Source organism: Thauera propionica (assembly GCF_002245655.1).
Lineage (GTDB): Bacteria > Pseudomonadota > Gammaproteobacteria > Burkholderiales > Rhodocyclaceae > Thauera > Thauera propionica.
This window is the reverse complement of sequence record NZ_NOIH01000002.1, coordinates 110,319-125,565: the sequence shown is the minus strand read 5'-3', so window position 1 is coordinate 125,565 and position 15,247 is coordinate 110,319. Positions and strand designations below refer to the sequence as shown.

At 67.8% G+C, this 15,247-nt stretch carries 15 protein-coding genes and 1 riboswitch; of the genes, 7 read left to right on the top strand and 8 right to left on the bottom strand.

Going from position 1 to position 15,247, the window contains the following annotated elements; translation table 11 throughout:
• Positions 1 to 65 precede the first annotated feature (65 nt).
• From metF to ahcY, 3 genes are read right to left on the bottom strand one after another with little or no spacing between them, the layout of a single operon-like run.
• On the bottom strand, positions 66 to 899 hold the full coding sequence (gene metF, locus CGK74_RS01000) for a methylenetetrahydrofolate reductase [NAD(P)H] (protein ID WP_094266630.1): 834 nt from the start codon (positions 897 to 899) through the stop codon (positions 66 to 68).
• On the bottom strand, positions 896 to 1,753 hold the full coding sequence (locus tag CGK74_RS00995) for a TlyA family RNA methyltransferase (protein WP_094266628.1): 858 nt from the start codon (positions 1,751 to 1,753) through the stop codon (positions 896 to 898). Before CGK74_RS00995 ends, metF begins: the two co-directional genes overlap by 4 nt.
• A 21-nt stretch (positions 1,754 to 1,774) precedes the next feature.
• A complete protein-coding gene (gene ahcY / locus CGK74_RS00990) occupies positions 1,775 to 3,190 on the bottom strand; it encodes an adenosylhomocysteinase (protein ID WP_094266743.1) in 1,416 nt (471 codons plus the stop codon).
• Between the two features lie 102 nt (positions 3,191 to 3,292).
• Positions 3,293 to 3,392, bottom strand: a riboswitch (S-adenosyl-L-homocysteine riboswitch).
• A gap of 210 nt (positions 3,393 to 3,602) precedes the next feature.
• Here ahcY and CGK74_RS00985 point away from each other — a divergent pair.
• Positions 3,603 to 5,237, top strand: a complete 1,635-nt coding sequence (locus CGK74_RS00985; protein WP_094266626.1) for a methyl-accepting chemotaxis protein — start codon at positions 3,603 to 3,605, stop codon at positions 5,235 to 5,237.
• Between the two features lie 23 nt (positions 5,238 to 5,260).
• Here the strand turns inward: CGK74_RS00985 and CGK74_RS00980 are convergent, their stop codons facing one another.
• The gene (locus tag CGK74_RS00980) at positions 5,261 to 6,340 is read right to left on the bottom strand and encodes a calcium/sodium antiporter (RefSeq protein ID WP_094266624.1); all 1,080 of its coding nucleotides are present in this window, start codon (positions 6,338 to 6,340) and stop codon (positions 5,261 to 5,263) included.
• A 124-nt stretch (positions 6,341 to 6,464) separates the two neighbouring features.
• A complete protein-coding gene (gene metK, locus CGK74_RS00975) occupies positions 6,465 to 7,628 on the bottom strand; it encodes a methionine adenosyltransferase (protein WP_094266622.1) in 1,164 nt (387 codons plus the stop codon).
• Positions 7,629 to 7,931: 303 nt separating this feature from the next.
• Here metK and CGK74_RS00970 point away from each other — a divergent pair, with 303 nt between their 5' ends.
• From CGK74_RS00970 to CGK74_RS00945, 6 genes are all read left to right on the top strand, one after another.
• On the top strand, positions 7,932 to 8,807 hold the full coding sequence (locus tag CGK74_RS00970; RefSeq protein ID WP_094266620.1) for a lysophospholipid acyltransferase family protein: 876 nt from the start codon (positions 7,932 to 7,934) through the stop codon (positions 8,805 to 8,807).
• Positions 8,804 to 9,676, top strand: a complete 873-nt coding sequence (locus tag CGK74_RS00965) for a lysophospholipid acyltransferase family protein (RefSeq protein ID WP_094266618.1) — start codon at positions 8,804 to 8,806, stop codon at positions 9,674 to 9,676. Before CGK74_RS00970 ends, CGK74_RS00965 begins: the two co-directional genes overlap by 4 nt.
• Before the next feature lie 102 nt (positions 9,677 to 9,778).
• Complete coding sequence (dapF, locus tag CGK74_RS00960) at positions 9,779 to 10,612, top strand: diaminopimelate epimerase (protein ID WP_094266616.1); 834 nt, start codon at positions 9,779 to 9,781, stop codon at positions 10,610 to 10,612.
• Between the two features lie 87 nt (positions 10,613 to 10,699).
• Complete coding sequence (locus CGK74_RS00955; RefSeq protein ID WP_094266614.1) at positions 10,700 to 11,335, top strand: DUF484 family protein; 636 nt, start codon at positions 10,700 to 10,702, stop codon at positions 11,333 to 11,335.
• A gap of 34 nt (positions 11,336 to 11,369) precedes the next feature.
• Positions 11,370 to 12,305, top strand: a complete 936-nt coding sequence (gene xerC / locus CGK74_RS00950; RefSeq protein WP_094266612.1) for a tyrosine recombinase XerC — start codon at positions 11,370 to 11,372, stop codon at positions 12,303 to 12,305.
• 204 nt (positions 12,306 to 12,509) lie between these two features.
• Positions 12,510 to 13,007: a hypothetical protein gene (locus tag CGK74_RS00945; RefSeq protein ID WP_094266610.1), complete on the top strand. Its 498-nt coding sequence runs from the start codon at positions 12,510 to 12,512 to the stop codon at positions 13,005 to 13,007.
• A gap of 18 nt (positions 13,008 to 13,025) precedes the next feature.
• On the opposite strand, the gene CGK74_RS00940 is transcribed toward CGK74_RS00945, so the two are convergent.
• From CGK74_RS00940 to ruvA, 3 genes are read right to left on the bottom strand one after another with little or no spacing between them, the layout of a single operon-like run.
• Entirely contained in the window at positions 13,026 to 13,382 is a 357-nt protein-coding gene (locus tag CGK74_RS00940) for a hypothetical protein (protein WP_094266608.1), read from the bottom strand.
• Between the two features lie 21 nt (positions 13,383 to 13,403).
• Positions 13,404 to 14,459: a Holliday junction branch migration DNA helicase RuvB gene (gene ruvB / locus CGK74_RS00935; RefSeq protein ID WP_094266606.1), complete on the bottom strand. Its 1,056-nt coding sequence runs from the start codon at positions 14,457 to 14,459 to the stop codon at positions 13,404 to 13,406.
• Positions 14,460 to 14,468: 9 nt separating this feature from the next.
• Positions 14,469 to 15,068, bottom strand: coding sequence for a Holliday junction branch migration protein RuvA (gene ruvA / locus CGK74_RS00930; protein WP_094266604.1), 600 nt, complete (start codon positions 15,066 to 15,068; stop codon positions 14,469 to 14,471).
• Between the last annotated feature and the right edge of the window lie 179 nt (positions 15,069 to 15,247).

Sequence of the window (15,247 nt, the reverse complement as noted above, 5' to 3'; positions counted from 1 at the left end):
CGCAAGACCGCCTGCCCGAGTGCGATTGGTCACGGCCGCAGGCTGAACTGCGACCGTGAGCGGCTTCAGTTATGCAGTCCGAGTCGGCGGCAGATCTCGGTCGTGGGGCCAGCCATGTTCATGCTGTAGAAGTGCAGTCCGGGCGCGCCCTCGGCGATCAGCTTCTCGCACAGGCGGGTGACGACGTCGAGGCCGAAGGCGCGGATCGCATCCGCATCGTCGCCGTAGCTCTCGAAGGTCTTGCGCATCCAGCGCGGGATCTCGGCACCGCAGGCGTCGGAGAAGCGTGCCAGCTTGCTGAAGCTGCCGATCGGCATGATGCCGGGCACGATCGGGATGTCGACGCCCAGCTTTCGCACCGCATCGACGAAGTACAGGTAGGCGTCGAGGTTGTAGAAGTACTGCGTGATCGCGGAGTTGGCGCCGGCCTCGGCCTTGCGCTTGAAGGCGAGCAGGTCGTCCTTAGGGCTGCGGGCCTGGGGGTGCCATTCCGGGTAGGCGGCAACCTCGATGAGGAAGCGATCGCCGGTCTCGGCGCGGATGAACTCGACCAGCTCGTTGGCATAGCGGAACTCGCCTGCGGCGCCGGCGCCCGAGGGCAGATCGCCGCGCAGCGCGACGATGCGGCGGATGCCGGCGTCGGCGTATTCCTGCAGGATCTCGCGGATGCTGTCGCGGGTGGAGCCGATGCACGACAGGTGCGGTGCGGCCTCGTAGCCGGCGGCGGCGATCTCCTTGACGGTGGCGAAGGTGCGCTCGCGGGTGGAGCCGCCGGCGCCGTAGGTCACCGAGAAGAAGGCGGGCTTCAGCGCTGCCAGCTTGTCGCGTGTGGCGCGCAGCTTCTCGGCGCCTTCCGCGGTGTTGGGGGGGAAGAACTCGATCGAGATGTCGATGCTCATGGTGTGTCCGGATCGGTGTCGCCATCCGGTGTGCGGATGGCGTGGAAGAAGAACTCGCGGTTGCCGTCGCCGCCGGTGATCGGCGAGTCGAACCAGTCGAGGATGATCAGCCCGGCGGCGTGGGCCGCTTCGCGCAGGCGGGTTTCGACCTCGGCGTACAGCGAGGCGTCGCGCACGATGCCGCCCTTGCCCAGGCCTTGCGGGCCGACTTCGAACTGCGGCTTGACCAGCGCCAGCACATGGCCGTTGGCTGACAGCAGCGCAGCCCATTGCGGCAGCAGCAGGGCGAGCGAGATGAAGCTGGCGTCGCACACCAGCAGGTCGAACCCGTGCGGCGGGCAGTGCGTGCCGAGATCCGCTGCGGTGAGCTGGCGGGCGTTGAGGCCTTCGAGCGTGACGCAGCGGTGATCCTTGCGCAGGCGCGGATGGAGCTGGTCGTGGCCGACCTCGACCCCGACCACCTTCGTCGCGCCGGCCTGCAGCAGGCAGTCGGTGAAGCCGCCGGTGGACTGGCCGATGTCGAGGCAGGCTGCGCCGCGCACATCCAGGCCGCTGCGCGCGAGCGCGCCTTCGAGCTTGAGCGCGCCGCGGGAGACGAAGCGGTCGCTGTCGTCCGGAACCACGTCGAGCCGGGCATCCGGCGGCAGCTCGTGCGCGGGCTTGGTGACCGTCTGGCCCTCGTGGCTCACCCGTCCGGCCTCGATCAGCGCGCGCGCCGCGGTGCGCGACGGCGCCAACCCCTGCGCCACCAGCAGCTGGTCGACCCGCAGCAGGCCGTGGCGATCGACCGGCTGTTTGTGCTCGGCCGCATGGCGCGGCCGTCCCTGGCGGGCATGGAAGGAGTTCATGCTCATCGGGACGGCCTCCGGCGTCGCTCAGTAGCGGTACGAGTCGGTCTTGTACGGGCCCTGCTTGGGCACGCCGATGTAGGCCGCCTGCGCGTCGGTCAGCTCGGTGAGCTGCACGTTGAGCTTCTTCAGCTGCAGGCGGGCGACCTTTTCGTCGAGGTGCTTGGGCAGGGTGTAGACGCCCACCGGGTAGTCGGCCGTGCGGGTGAACAGCTCGATCTGCGCGATCGTCTGGTTGGCGAAGGAGCTCGACATGACGTAGCTCGGGTGGCCGGTGGCGCAGCCGAGGTTAACCAGGCGGCCCTTGGCGAGCAGGATGATGCGCTTGCCGTCAGGGAAGATGATGTGATCGACCTGCGGCTTGATCTCTTCCCACTGGTACTTCTCGACCGAGGCGACGTCGATCTCGTTGTCGAAGTGGCCGATGTTGCACACGATGGCCTGGTCCTTCATCTTCGCCATGTGGTCGTGGGTGATCACATGGTAGTTGCCGGTGGCGGTGACGAAGATGTCGGCCTTATCGGCGGCGTACTCCATGGTCACCACGCGGTAGCCTTCCATCGCGGCCTGCAGCGCGCAGATCGGGTCGATCTCGGTCACCCACACCTGGGCCGACAGCGCACGCAACGCCTGCGCCGAGCCCTTGCCCACGTCGCCGTAGCCGCACACCACGGCGATCTTGCCGGCGACCATCACGTCGGTGGCGCGCTTGATGCCGTCGACCAGGGATTCGCGGCAGCCGTACAGGTTGTCGAACTTGGACTTGGTCACCGAATCGTTGACGTTGATCGCCGGGAACTTCAGTTCGCCGCGCGCGTGCATCTGGTACAGGCGGTGCACGCCGGTGGTGGTCTCCTCGGTCACGCCCTTGATCTGCGCCAGGCGGGTCGAGTACCAGGTCGGGTCCTGCGCCAGCTTGGCCTTGATGGCGGCGAAGAGCACGGTCTCCTCTTCCGAGCCCGGCTTCGCCAGCACCGAAAGGTCGGTTTCCGCGCGCGCGCCCAGGTGCAGCAGCAGCGTGGCGTCGCCGCCGTCGTCGAGGATCATGTTGGAGTAACCCCCGTCCGCCCATTCGAAGATGCGGTGGGTGTAGTCCCAGTAGTCGGCCAGCGACTCGCCCTTGACCGCGAACACCGGGATGCCGTCCTTGGCGATGGCGGCGGCGGCGTGGTCCTGGGTCGAGAAGATGTTGCACGAGGCCCAACGCACCTCGGCGCCGAGCGCGGTCAGCGTCTCGATCAGCACCGCGGTCTGGATGGTCATGTGCAGCGAGCCGGTGATGCGCGCGCCTTTCAGCGGCTGGCTGGCGGCGTATTCCTCGCGGATCGCCATCAGGCCGGGCATTTCGGTTTCGGCGATGCGGATTTCCTTGCGGCCCCAGTCGGCGAGCGACAGGTCGGCGACGACGAAATCGGTGAAGTTCTTGTCAGCCACAGCGTTCATGTGGAGCTCCATGCTATGGCCGGGCGGGAGGGGGAGGGCAGCGCGAACTGGCTGCGAGGGGCTCACCCGACATCCCGAACCCGGCAGGGTTGAAGACGATTAGCAGGGTGAGCGCCGTTGAACTGCAACCCGCCATGGGGCGGGGTCCGAGCCTGGGGGCCTGGGCCGGACGGCCCGGCGCCTCGCAGCGCTCCTCGGAGTCGTTGGATTATAGCTGATGGCGACCGGCGTGGATCGTGATGCAGGTGGCGGATGCAGGCGCAGTGGTGGTCAATGCGCTATCTGCGTCCCGGGCGTGACATCGTGCCTAAAGGCTTCCGTCATGCTGCCGATATGCTTATGAAAATATTCTTATTTATGCCCGGACTCCGGTACCGGGTCGAACTCCCTTACTGCACGCACGAGAACGAAGATGGCATCCAAGACCCTTTCCGTACGATCGCAACTCGTATTGCTGGCCGCCTCGACCTGCGGTCTCTTCCTGCTTGCGCTGGGCGGCGCGCTCTGGCAGATGCAGCTTGGCGGCGAGCGCCTGTCGGGCTTCATCGACACCGAACTCGCCGTCGAGCGCGACGTGACACGCACCTATGCGCAGGGCCTGCAGATGGGCCAGGCGCTGCGCAACATCCTGCTCGATCCGGCCAACCCGAAGGCCTACGAGAACTTCGACCAGGCCAAGAAGCAGTTCGACGGGATGCTCGCGCAGATCGTCGCGCGCGGGCACGTCCTCGAAGGTGGCGCCGCGGCGGCCGCACGCATGCAGGAGATCGTGCAGCGCTGGGCGCCGCTGCAGGCGCAGGTGATCGCGAACGTGCGGGCCAATGACCTGCAGGCCGCGCGCGAGGTGCTGGTGCGTGGCGAGACGCCGGCCTGGCGCGAGATCCGTGGCGAACTGATGAAGCAGATCGAGCATCTCGAGAAGCTGACCACCGGCATGCGTTCGGATTCGGCCGAGGCCTTGAAGCGCAGCCGCCTCGTCGTGCTGGGGCTGGGGGCCTTTGCGCTGCTGGTGTGCGTGGTGGCCTCGGTGCTGGTGACGCGCAATGTGCTGTGCCGCCTGGGTGGCGAGCCCGCCTATGCGGCGGAGGTGGCGCACCGCATCGCCGACGGCGACCTGCAGCAGCGCGTCGTCATCCGCGGTGGCGACCGCCGCAGCCTGCTTGCGGCCATGCAGGACATGCAGGGTGGGCTGGAGACCATCATCCGTGGCATCCGTGCCGATGCCGCGCGACTCGTCGCCGCGGCGGACACGCTGCGCAGCAACGAGGAGAAGGTGGCCGCCGCCTCGCTGGCGCAGACGGATGCCGCGCAGGCCATCGCGGCCTCGATCGAGGAGCTGAGCACCAGCATCTCGGTGGTGGCCGAGCATGCGAACGACGCTGACCGGCTCAGCGGCAACTCGGAGGCACAGGTGCGCGACAGCGTCGCGGTGATCAACCAGGCGGTCGAGACGATCGGCCTGGTGGCGCAGCGCATGACCGCGTCGGCCGCCGTGGTGACGGATCTGGGGGTCAGTGCGGAGAGCATCTCGAACATCGCGCAGGTCATCCAGGAGATCGCCGAGCAGACCAACCTGCTGGCGCTCAATGCGGCGATCGAAGCCGCGCGCGCGGGCGAACAGGGGCGCGGCTTCGCCGTCGTCGCCGACGAGGTGCGCAAGCTGGCCGAGCGCACCCGCCAGTCGACGCACGAGATCAACGCCATGATCGAGCGCGTGCAGGCCAATGCCCGCCAGGCCGTGGGGACGATGGAGGACGGCCGTCAGCTGGCCGAGCGCGGAGCCGAGAATGCGGAGCGTGCGCGTGTTGCCGTGGCCGCGCTCGAGGGCGGCGCGGTCGAGGTGCGCGAGGTGGTCGGTTCGATCAGCGTCGCGCTCGGCGAGCAGCGTCAGGCCAGTACCGACATCGCCCAGAGCGTCGAGCGCATTGCCCGCATGAGCGAGGAAAGCCACGGCGCGACGCGCGATTCGCTGCAGCGCGCCGGGGAGCTGAGCCAGCTCGCCGACGCCCTCGAACAGGCGGTGCGCCGCTTCCGCGTGTCTGCCTGATCAGCCGGCGCCGCCGGCCGGGTTTAGTGGCTGGCGCTCTTGCCGGGCTGCCGCACCATGGAGACGACCAGCGTGATCACGGTGATCGGCAGCACATAGCTGAGCATCACCCCCGAGAACGCCGGCAGGCTGCTGTGCTGCTGTGCCTGCAGCACCAGCCAGGCGGTGTAGATGGCGTAGTAGGCGATGAAAACACCGCCTTCCCAGCGCGCAATCTCGCGGCCCGAAATCATGATCGGCAGGCAGGCGAAGGCGACGGCCAGCATCACCCAAAGGTCGAAGTTGCGCGCGGCATCCGACACCGGCAGGCCGCCGCTCGACACCAGCCCGGTGACGCCGAGCACCGCGAGGATGTTGAACACGTTGCTGCCCACGACGTTGCCGACGGCGATGTCGCGCTGGCCACGGATCGCGGCGACGATCGAGGTGGCGATCTCGGGCATCGAGGTGCCGACGGCGACCACGGTCAGGCCGATCACCAGGTCGCTGACGCCGAAGGCGCGGGCGAAGGCGACGGCAGCGTCGACCAGCCAGCCGGCGCCCTGCACCAGCATGACCAGACCGACCACGATCAGCGCCACCTGCACCGCCCAGTGGCGGTCCCAGTTGGAGGTCGGGATCTCGGTCTCGAACTCGTCCTGCACGTTCTTCGAGGCGCGGCGCGACTGCACGATCAGGAACACCGTGTAGGCGACCACCAGGCCGAACAGCGCTGCGGCCTCGATGCGGCCGATGCTGCCGTCGAGCGCCATCACCACCAGAAGCGCCGAGGCGCCGATCATGATCGGGATCTCCTGGCGGATGATCTGCTCATCGACCAGCAAGGGGGTGATCAGCGCCGAGATGCCCAGGATCAGCAGGATGTTGGCGATGTTGCTGCCGACGACGTTGCCGATCGCGAGGTCGGGGTTGCCGTTGAGCGCCGAGCCGACCGATACCGCCATTTCCGGCGCACTCGTGCCGAATGCGACGACGGTCAGGCCGACCACCAGCGGCGACACGCCGAAGGACACGGCGAGGCGCGAGGCACCGCGCACCAGCACGTCGGCGCCGATGACGAGGACGGTGAGACCGAGGACAAACATCAGGACTTGCTGGAGCATGGGCGGATCGGATGTGTTGGGGATAACGAAAGACAGTATAGGAGGCCGGGCGTTCGCCGCCGCGGCAGCCTTCAAGCAAGGCGCCCCCCGCCGTTGCCGGCGGGGGGCGCCAGGGTGGGGCAGCTTACAGCCCGGCGTCGGCGCGCAGCGCGGCGGCCTTGTCGGTCTGTTCCCAGCTGAACTCCGGCTCGTCGCGGCCGAAGTGGCCGTAGGCGGCGGTCTTGGAGTAGATCGGACGCAGCAGGTCCAGCGTCTGGATGATCGCCTTCGGACGCAGGTCGAAGTGCTTGCAGACCAGTGCGACGATCTTCTCGTCGGCGATCTTGCCGGTGCCGAAGGTGTTGACCATCAGTGACACCGGGCGTGCCACACCGATGGCGTAGGCCACCTGCACCTCGCACTTGTCCGCCAGGCCGGCGGCGACGATGTTCTTGGCCACGTAGCGCCCGGCGTAGGCGGCCGAACGGTCGACCTTGGACGGGTCCTTGCCCGAGAACGCGCCACCGCCGTGGTGGGCCGCGCCGCCGTAGGTGTCGACGATGATCTTGCGCCCGGTCAGGCCGCAGTCGCCGTGCGGGCCGCCGACCACGAAGCGGCCGGTGGGGTTGACCAGGTAGCGCACATCGCCTTGCATCAACTCCTTGGGCAGCACCGGCTTGATGATCAGCTCGATGACCGCCTCGCGGATCTGCTCCTGGGTCACGTCCGGGTCGTGCTGGGTGGAAACGACCACGGTGTCGATCGCCACCGGCTTGCCGTCGACGTACTTCACCGTGAGCTGGCTCTTGGCGTCCGGGCGCAGCCACGGCAGGCGGCCATCCTTACGCACTTCGGCCTGGCGTTGCATGATGCGGTGCGCGTAGTAGATCGGCAGCGGCATCAGGCTGTCGGTCTCGTTGGTGGCGTAGCCGAACATCAGGCCCTGGTCGCCGGCACCCTGGTCGAGCGGGTCGTCGTTGGCGGCATCGACGCCCTGGGCGATGTCGGGCGACTGGCGGTTGATCGCCGCCAGCACCGCGCAGCTCTTGTAGTCGAAGCCGATGTCGGAGTTGTCGTAGCCGATGCGGCGGATGACGTCCTGCGCGATCTCGCGGTAGTTGGGGTGGGCGGTGGTCGTGATCTCGCCCGAGATCACGACGAGGCCGGTGGATACCAGCGTCTCGCAGGCGACGCGCGCCTTGGGGTCCTCGGCCAGGATGGCGTCGAGCACGCCGTCGGAGACCTGGTCCGCGACCTTGTCCGGATGGCCTTCGGAGACCGATTCGGAGGTGAAGAGAAACTCTGCCATGCTGCTGCTCCTTGAAAAACAAAAATCCCCGTCGTTATGGCCTTGCGTCTGCGGCCAGCTCCGGGGATTTCGTCGAGCAGCCGACGCTTTAGCAGTATTTGTCGCGCGGGCATCGTTGCCGCGTCACCGCCCTGCAAGTTGTCGATTTAACTCGGCGGTCGCACGGATTATAGACCCGGATCGTCGGCTGTGTAAGCATTCACCCCTGCGCCCGGTGTGAGGTATTGCGCCGGGCACCCGATCCTGGTCGTCCGGCTGCGGCGGCCCCGTTCCCTTCTGGATTTCCTCTCGCCCGACTCTGACGTGCTGGTCGACCTTTCGTTCCGTCTTCTCTCCCGCCTGCCCCTGTCCTGCCTGCATCGCCTCGGCAGCTGGGCGGGCTGGCTCGTGTATCGCGCCTCGCCCTCGTATGCGCGCCGCCTGCGCGAGAACCTGTTCAATGCGCTGGGTCGTGAGGATGAAGGCGTGCTGCGTGCCGCCATCGCCGAAGCCGGGCGCCAGGCGCTGGAGCTGCCCTGGATCTGGCTGCGTCCGGCCGAGGAGGTCGTGGCGGCTGCCGTGCGCACCGAAGGCTGGGAGCTCGTCGAACAGGCGCGCGCCGATGGGGCGGGCATCCTGTTCATCACGCCGCATCTGGGTTGCTTCGAGATCACCGCGCAGTGCATCGCGGCGAAGATTCCGATCACGGTGCTCTACCGGCCACCACGCAAGCCTGAGCTGCAGCCGCTGATGGAAGCGGGCCGCGCGCGTGGCCAGATGCGCACCGCGCCGGCCGACCTGTCGGGCGTGCGCAAGCTGGTCAAGACCCTGCGCAGCCAGGAGGCGGTGGGCATGCTGCCCGACCAGGTGCCCGGCGAAGGCGAAGGCATGTGGGTGCCTTTCTTCGGCAAGCCGGCGTGGACAATGACGCTGGCGGCGCGCCTGGCGGCGGTGAAGGGCGTGCGCGTGATCTACACCTGGGCCGAGCGTCTGCCGCGCGGCGAAGGCTACGTCTTCCGTCTGCAGGCGCCGACCGAGGCGCTGACCGGCGAACTCGAGGCCGACGTCGCCATCATCAATCGCGAGGTCGAGCGCATCATCCTGCAATGCCCGCAGCAATACCTGTGGGGCTACAACCGTTACAAGCAGCCGCGCGGCGAGCGTGCCGCCGCGGCCGACAGCGGGGAGGCCGGGCAATGAGCCGCCTCGCCATCGCAGCCTTCTGGCTGCTCCACTGGCTGCCCCTGTCGGTGCTGTCGCGCATCGGCCAAGCCTTCGGGCTGCTGCTATATGTCTTCGTGGTGCCGCGGCGCAAGGTGGCGTTGACCAACCTGCGGCTGTGTTTTCCCGAACTGTCCGAGGCCGAGCGCCGGGCGCTGGCGCGGCGGCACTTCGCCGTGACCGGGCGCAGCATGCTGGAGCGCGGCCTGGCCTGGTGGGCGAGCCCGGAGCGCCTGCGCAAACTGGTGCGCATCGAGGGCCTCGAGCGCCTGAACGCGCTGAAGGCTGCGGGACGGCCGGTGATCCTGCTCACACCGCACTTCGTCGGCCTCGACATGGCTGGCACCCGGCTGTCGATGGAAGGCGACTTCGTGAGCGTCTATGCCCGGCAGAAGAACAAGGTCTTCGACCGCTGGCTGCACCACGGCCGCAGCCGCTTCAACGACCAGCTGCTGCTGTCGCGCAGCGATGGTGTGCGATCCACGGTGAAGGCGATGAAAGCCGGCCGCCCGCTCTACTACCTGCCCGACCTCGATTACGGCCGCCGCGAATCGATCTTCGTGCCCTTCTTCGGCGTACCGGCCGCCACCATCACCGGCCTGCCGCGCCTCGCGCGCCTGGCCGGTGCGGCAGTGGTGCCCAGCATCGCGCGCGTGCTGCCCGGCGGCGCAGGCTACGTGCTGGAACTGGGCGAGCCGTGGGCGGACTATCCATCCGACGACGTCGAGGCAGATACCTTGCGCATGAACCGCTGGCTTGAAGGCGTAGTGCGCACCATGCCCGAGCAGTACTACTGGGTGCACCGCCGCTTCAAGACGCGGCCCAAGGGCGAGCCGCGCTTTTACTGAGAGGGCGTGCCGGTCCGGTGGACGCTGGTCGGCGCAGTGGAGGACAATCGCCGCCTGCAGACCCTGTCTGCCCTGCAACCGCCTACTCCTGAAAGAGCTGCGATGAAACTGCGCTTCACCAAGATGCATGGCCTCGGCAACGACTTCGTCGTCATCGATGCCACGCGCACCCAGGTCGATCTCACGCCGGCGCGCGTCAAGGCCATCGCCGACCGCCACTTCGGTGTCGGCTGCGACCAGCTGCTGGTCGTCGAACCGGCGACCCAGCCCGGCGTCGACTTCCGTTACCGCATCTTCAATGCCGATGGCGGTGAGGTCGAGCAGTGCGGCAACGGCGCGCGCTGCTTTGTGCGCTTCGTGCACGACAAGGGCCTGACTGACAAGCGCGAGATACGCGTCGAGACAAAGTCCGGCGTGATCGCGCCGTGCCTGCGCGAGGACGGGCTCGTCACGGTCGACATGGGCGTGCCCGAGCTGACGCCGGCGAAGGTGCCCTTCGTGTCCGACTCCGATGCCTTCGTGCAACCGCTGCAGGTGGGCGAGGCCACGGTGGCGATCACCGCGGTGTCGATGGGCAACCCGCACGCGGTGCAGGTGGTGGCCGACGTCGACGCCGCTCCGGTGGCCGAGCAGGGCGCACTGATCGAGTGCCACCCGCGTTTCCCGGCACGGGTCAATGCCGGCTTCCTGCAGGTCGTCGACGCGAACCGGGTGCGACTGCGCGTGTTCGAGCGCGGCGCGGGCGAGACGCTTGCCTGCGGCACCGGCGCCTGCGCCGCCGTGGTCACGGGCATCGTGCGCAATCTGGTGGTGTCGCCGGTGCGGGTAGAGACCCGCGGCGGCGAACTCGAGATCGCCTGGGGTGGTCCGGGTACGCCGGTGCTGATGACCGGGCCTGCTGTCACGGTGTTCGAGGGCGAGATGTCGCTCGACTGAATCCATGGAATTCGCTGCGCAGCGGCCGCCGGCCGCTGTGCGATGTATGATGCCGGGCGCATGCGTCGCCCGACGGGAGTATTGCCGATGAACGCCGAAGACGTCGCCCGCTACTTGCGCGACAACCCCGATTTCCTCGCCGAGCACGGCGAGCTGTTCACCCAGCTCACGGTGCCGCATCCGCAGCATGGCGGCCAGGCGATTTCCCTTGCCGAACGCCAGTTGTACGCACTGCGCGACAAGATTCGCCAGCTCGAGCTGAAGCTGGTCGAGCTGATCCGCTTCGGCGAGGAGAACGACGACATCAGTGCCAAGGTGCACCGCCTGGCGGTGCAGTTGCTGGAGGCGCGCGAGCCCGGGCTGGCGGGGCAGCTTCTGGCGGAGAGCCTGCGCGAGGATTTTGCCGTGCCCTATGTCGCGCTCGAACTGTGGGGAGCCGGCGACGTGCCCTGCCGCTTCCCCGATTCGGTGCAGCGCCAGATCGAGGCGATGCGCCATCCCTACTGCGGGGCGCCCGAGAGCATGGAGCTGCTGGCCTGCTTCGGCGAATCCGCGCCTCACGTCCGCTCCGTCGCGCTGATCCCCTTGCGCGCGGCCGGTGCCGTATTCGGCCTGCTGGCACTCGGTGGCGCCGAGCCCGAGCGCTTCTACGCCGAGATGGGCACGCTCTACCTCGGCCGCATCGGCGAGCTTGCCGCGGCGGCCCTGAAGCCGCAGCCCTGATGCCGGCACGGCGCCAGCCCTTCGCTGACATCGCATGAGCGCGCTGCCCACGGGCTCGTCCCCAGCAACACAGGCAGCCGCAGGGCTGCCCCTGCCGGATGAGGCCGAGGCCTGGCTGGGCTGGCTGGCCAGTCAACGACGCGCATCGCCGCTGACGCTGGCGGCCTATCGGCGCGATCTTGGCAACCTGCTTCGTCTGGCCGAAGGACGGCCGCTGCCGACGCTGGCGGTGCACGACATTCGCCGTTTCGTCGCCCGTCTGCACGGCGAAGGACTGTCGGGGCGTTCGATTGCCCGCAACCTGTCGGCCTGGCGCGGCCTGTATCGCTGGTTCGCCCGTCATCATGGCCTGAAGGCGAATCCCGTCGAGGGCATCCGTGCACCGAAATCGGCCACCACGCTGCCGCGCGCGCTGTCGCCCGATCAGGCCCAGGCCCTGCTCGATCCCGAGGCCGAGGGGCCGCTGGAGCTGCGCGACGTGGCAATGTTCGAGCTGTTCTATTCCTCGGGCCTGCGCCTGGCCGAGCTGGCCGCACTCGACGTCGACGGCGGTCTCGACCTGAAAGAGGCCATGGTCACCGTCACCGGCAAGCGTCAGCGCAGCCGCAGCGTTCCGGTGGGCGGGAAGGCGCTCGAGGCGCTGCGCCAATGGCTCACGGTGCGCGGGCCGCTTGCCGCCGCAGGAGAGAAGGCACTGTTCCTGAGTCGTACCGGGCAGCGGCTGTCGCCAGCCGGCATCCGCAGCCGGCTGGCGCATCGCGCCCGTGCGCTCGGCCTTGGCGTGCATGTTCATCCCCACATGCTGCGCCACAGTTTCGCCAGTCATCTGCTGCAATCAAGCGGGGATCTGCGTGCCGTGCAGGAGTTGCTCGGGCACGCGAGCATTCGCAGCACCCAGGTCTATACCCACCTCGATTTCCAGCATCTGGCGAGCGTTTACGACAAGGCGCACCCGCGCGCGCGCAAGTGATTCGCAATTCCCGCGTTTTTGCCCAAATTGGGCATTTTTTAACGGAAGCTTATTGAGGGCTTGCGTTATGCTTTTAGTCTTGGAGCAGTTGATAAATATCTAATATTCCAAGCTCACGCGGCCTGCCCATCACAGGAGCACGGCTCCGCTCGGGAAAACATGTCAAACACAGCCCCCCCCAAGGCGAGCTCGACCAGCGAGGGAATGGTCGAGACTGAACAGCAGTCCCCCGACTCGACGCATGCTGCCATCCGCACCGTGGCGCTGCTGCTCATGCGCCACGAGATCCGCAACCTGCGGCGCTGGTTCGAGGAGTTCGATCGCGACATCCTGCTGCCGATCCTGCTCGGTGAGATCGCGATGCACAACACTGGCGCGTTCGAACACGCGTCGGCGAACGGCAACGGCGGCCGCAACGGGCGTCCCGAGGAAAGCCTGCCTGGCAGCCCCGATGCCTGGCGCACGTGTACGCTGCGCCCCTGCAACGCCTATTCGATCGCCGCCGCAACCGGGCTGCCGCGTGAGACGGTGCGGCGCAAGATCGTGCGCCTGGTCGAACTTGGCTGGATCGAGCGGCGCGGCAATGGGCATCTGTTCGTCACCGAAACGGCTTTCGATCATTTCGGCAAGGTGCTGACCTCGCGCGAATTGTCGGAAGTCATCGAAATTGCGGATCGCGCGCGCAAGCTGCTCGAAGAGTGAGGCTGCACGACTGCGGCTTCAGTTGGTCTGTTGTACCCGTGGCCGGTAGTCTGGGTTCGGGCCGATCTCGGCGCTGAGCAAGGCTGCCAGCAGCAGGGCCAGTGCCAGCAGCAGCAGGCCGAAGTAGCGACGCTGCTCACCCGGGCCGGGCAGGCGGCGTTGGCCCGCCGAATAGTACATCGTGCGCAGATACAGGCTGCCAAGGGCCGCCAGTGCGAGCAGCCCGGCACCCAGCAGTCGAGCAGCCACAGCGTCGAACTGCAGGCCGATGGCGGGATCTCCGCGACTGGGCAGGAAGAAGGCCGGCGCCTGCGTCAGCAGGTACAGCCCGCCGAGCACGCACAGCATGAACATCACGACCTGAACCGAGCGCATCGCCAGTTTACGGCTTGCGTGTCAGGCGTTGAACAGGTCGCCGCCGCTGCGTGGCGGCGCAATCCCGAAGTGCTGCCAGATCGAGTGCGTGGCCATGCGCCCGCGCGGCGTGCGCTGCAGGTAGCCCTGCTGGATCAGGTAGGGCTCGATGACGTCCTCGATGGTGTCGGTGGATTCACCGATCGCCGCGGCGAGGTTGTCCAGGCCGACCGGGCCACCGCCGAATTTCTCCAGCATGGCCGACAGCAGCTTGCGGTCCATCAGATCGAGTCCGAGGTTGTCCACATCCAGCATGCGCAGCGCGGCATCGGCCACTGCGGCGGTGATGTGGCCGCCGGCCTTGACTTCGGCGTAGTCGCGTACCCGCCGCAGCAGGCGGTTGGCAATGCGCGGCGTGCCGCGCGCGCGTCGGGCGATCTCGAGCGCACCGCTGTCGTCGATCTCGACGTTGAGCAGGCGCGCCGAACGGCCGACGATGAAGCCGAGTTCTTCCGGCGTGTAGAACTCCAGCCGCGACACGATGCCGAAGCGGTCGCGCAGCGGGTTGGTCAGCATGCCGGCACGGGTCGTGGCGCCGACCAGGGTGAAGGGCGGCAGGTCGAGCTTGACCGAGCGTGCCGCGGGGCCCTCGCCGATCATGATGTCGATCTGGAAGTCTTCGAGTGCCGGATAGAGGATTTCCTCGACGACCGGCGACAGGCGGTGGATCTCGTCGATGAACAGCACGTCGTGCGGCTCGAGGTTGGTCAGCAGCGCGGCGAGGTCGCCGGCGCGCTCGAGCACCGGGCCGGAGGTCTGGCGCAGGTTCACGCCCATCTCGGCGGCGACGATGTGGGCCAGTGTGGTCTTGCCCAGCCCGGGCGGGCCGAACAGCAGCACGTGGTCGAGCGCCTCGCTGCGGTTGCGCGCGGCCTGAATGAAGATCTCCAGCTGTTCGCGGATCTTGGCCTGGCCGACGTATTCGGCGAGGCGCTTGGGCCGCAGCGCGCGCTCGATCGCGTCTTCCTGGCGGTCGGCGGGCTGGGCGGAGATGAGGCGCTCGGGGCTTCCGGCGCGCAGCGAGTCGGTCTCGATCATGGCGGCAGTTTAGCCCTTCGACAGCAGCTTCAGCGCCTGGCGGATGCCATCGGACACGCCGACCGCCTCGTCCAGACCCTTCATCGCGCCCAGCGCCTCGCGTTCGTTGTAGCCCAGCGCCAGCAGCGCGTTGAGGATGTCGCTTTTCGCATCGGGCGCGGCGCCCGGCGCGGCGACGAGCCGGGCGCCGGCCATGTTCGGCAGTGCCTTGCCCAGCTTGTCGCGCAGCTCCAGCAGCAGGCGCTCGGCGGTCTTCTTGCCGATGCCCGGGATCTTCACCAGCCGCCCGGCTTCCTGCAGCGCCACGGCCTGCGCGAGATCATTGACCGACAGCCCCGATAGCACCGCCAGCGCCATGCGCGCGCCGACGCCGGACACCTTGAGCAGCTGGCGGAAGGCGGCGCGCTCCTCGTCGGTGGCGAAGCCGAAGAGGAAATGTCCGTCCTCGCGCACCACGTGATGGGTATGCAGGCTGATCTGGGCGCCTGTGGCGGGCAGGTTGTAGAAGGTGCTCATCGGCACGTCGATCTCGTAGCCGACACCGTGCACGTCGACGAGGATCTGCGGCGGATTCTTTTCCAACAAGGTGCCGGTAATGCGTCCGATCATGATCGCGGTCCTGGGCTGCGGGCTGTCACTATGAGGATGCGCAAGTCTACCAGTGCCGTCGGTCGCTGCCTGCATTGCGAGGTGAAATTTCATACAGGTGGGGCGTGCCGTGGGCCCACACCGTTGGCAGGGCACGCTCTCCTGAGCTTGCGTCCTGCGCCGTGCAGGGGATTTTCCTG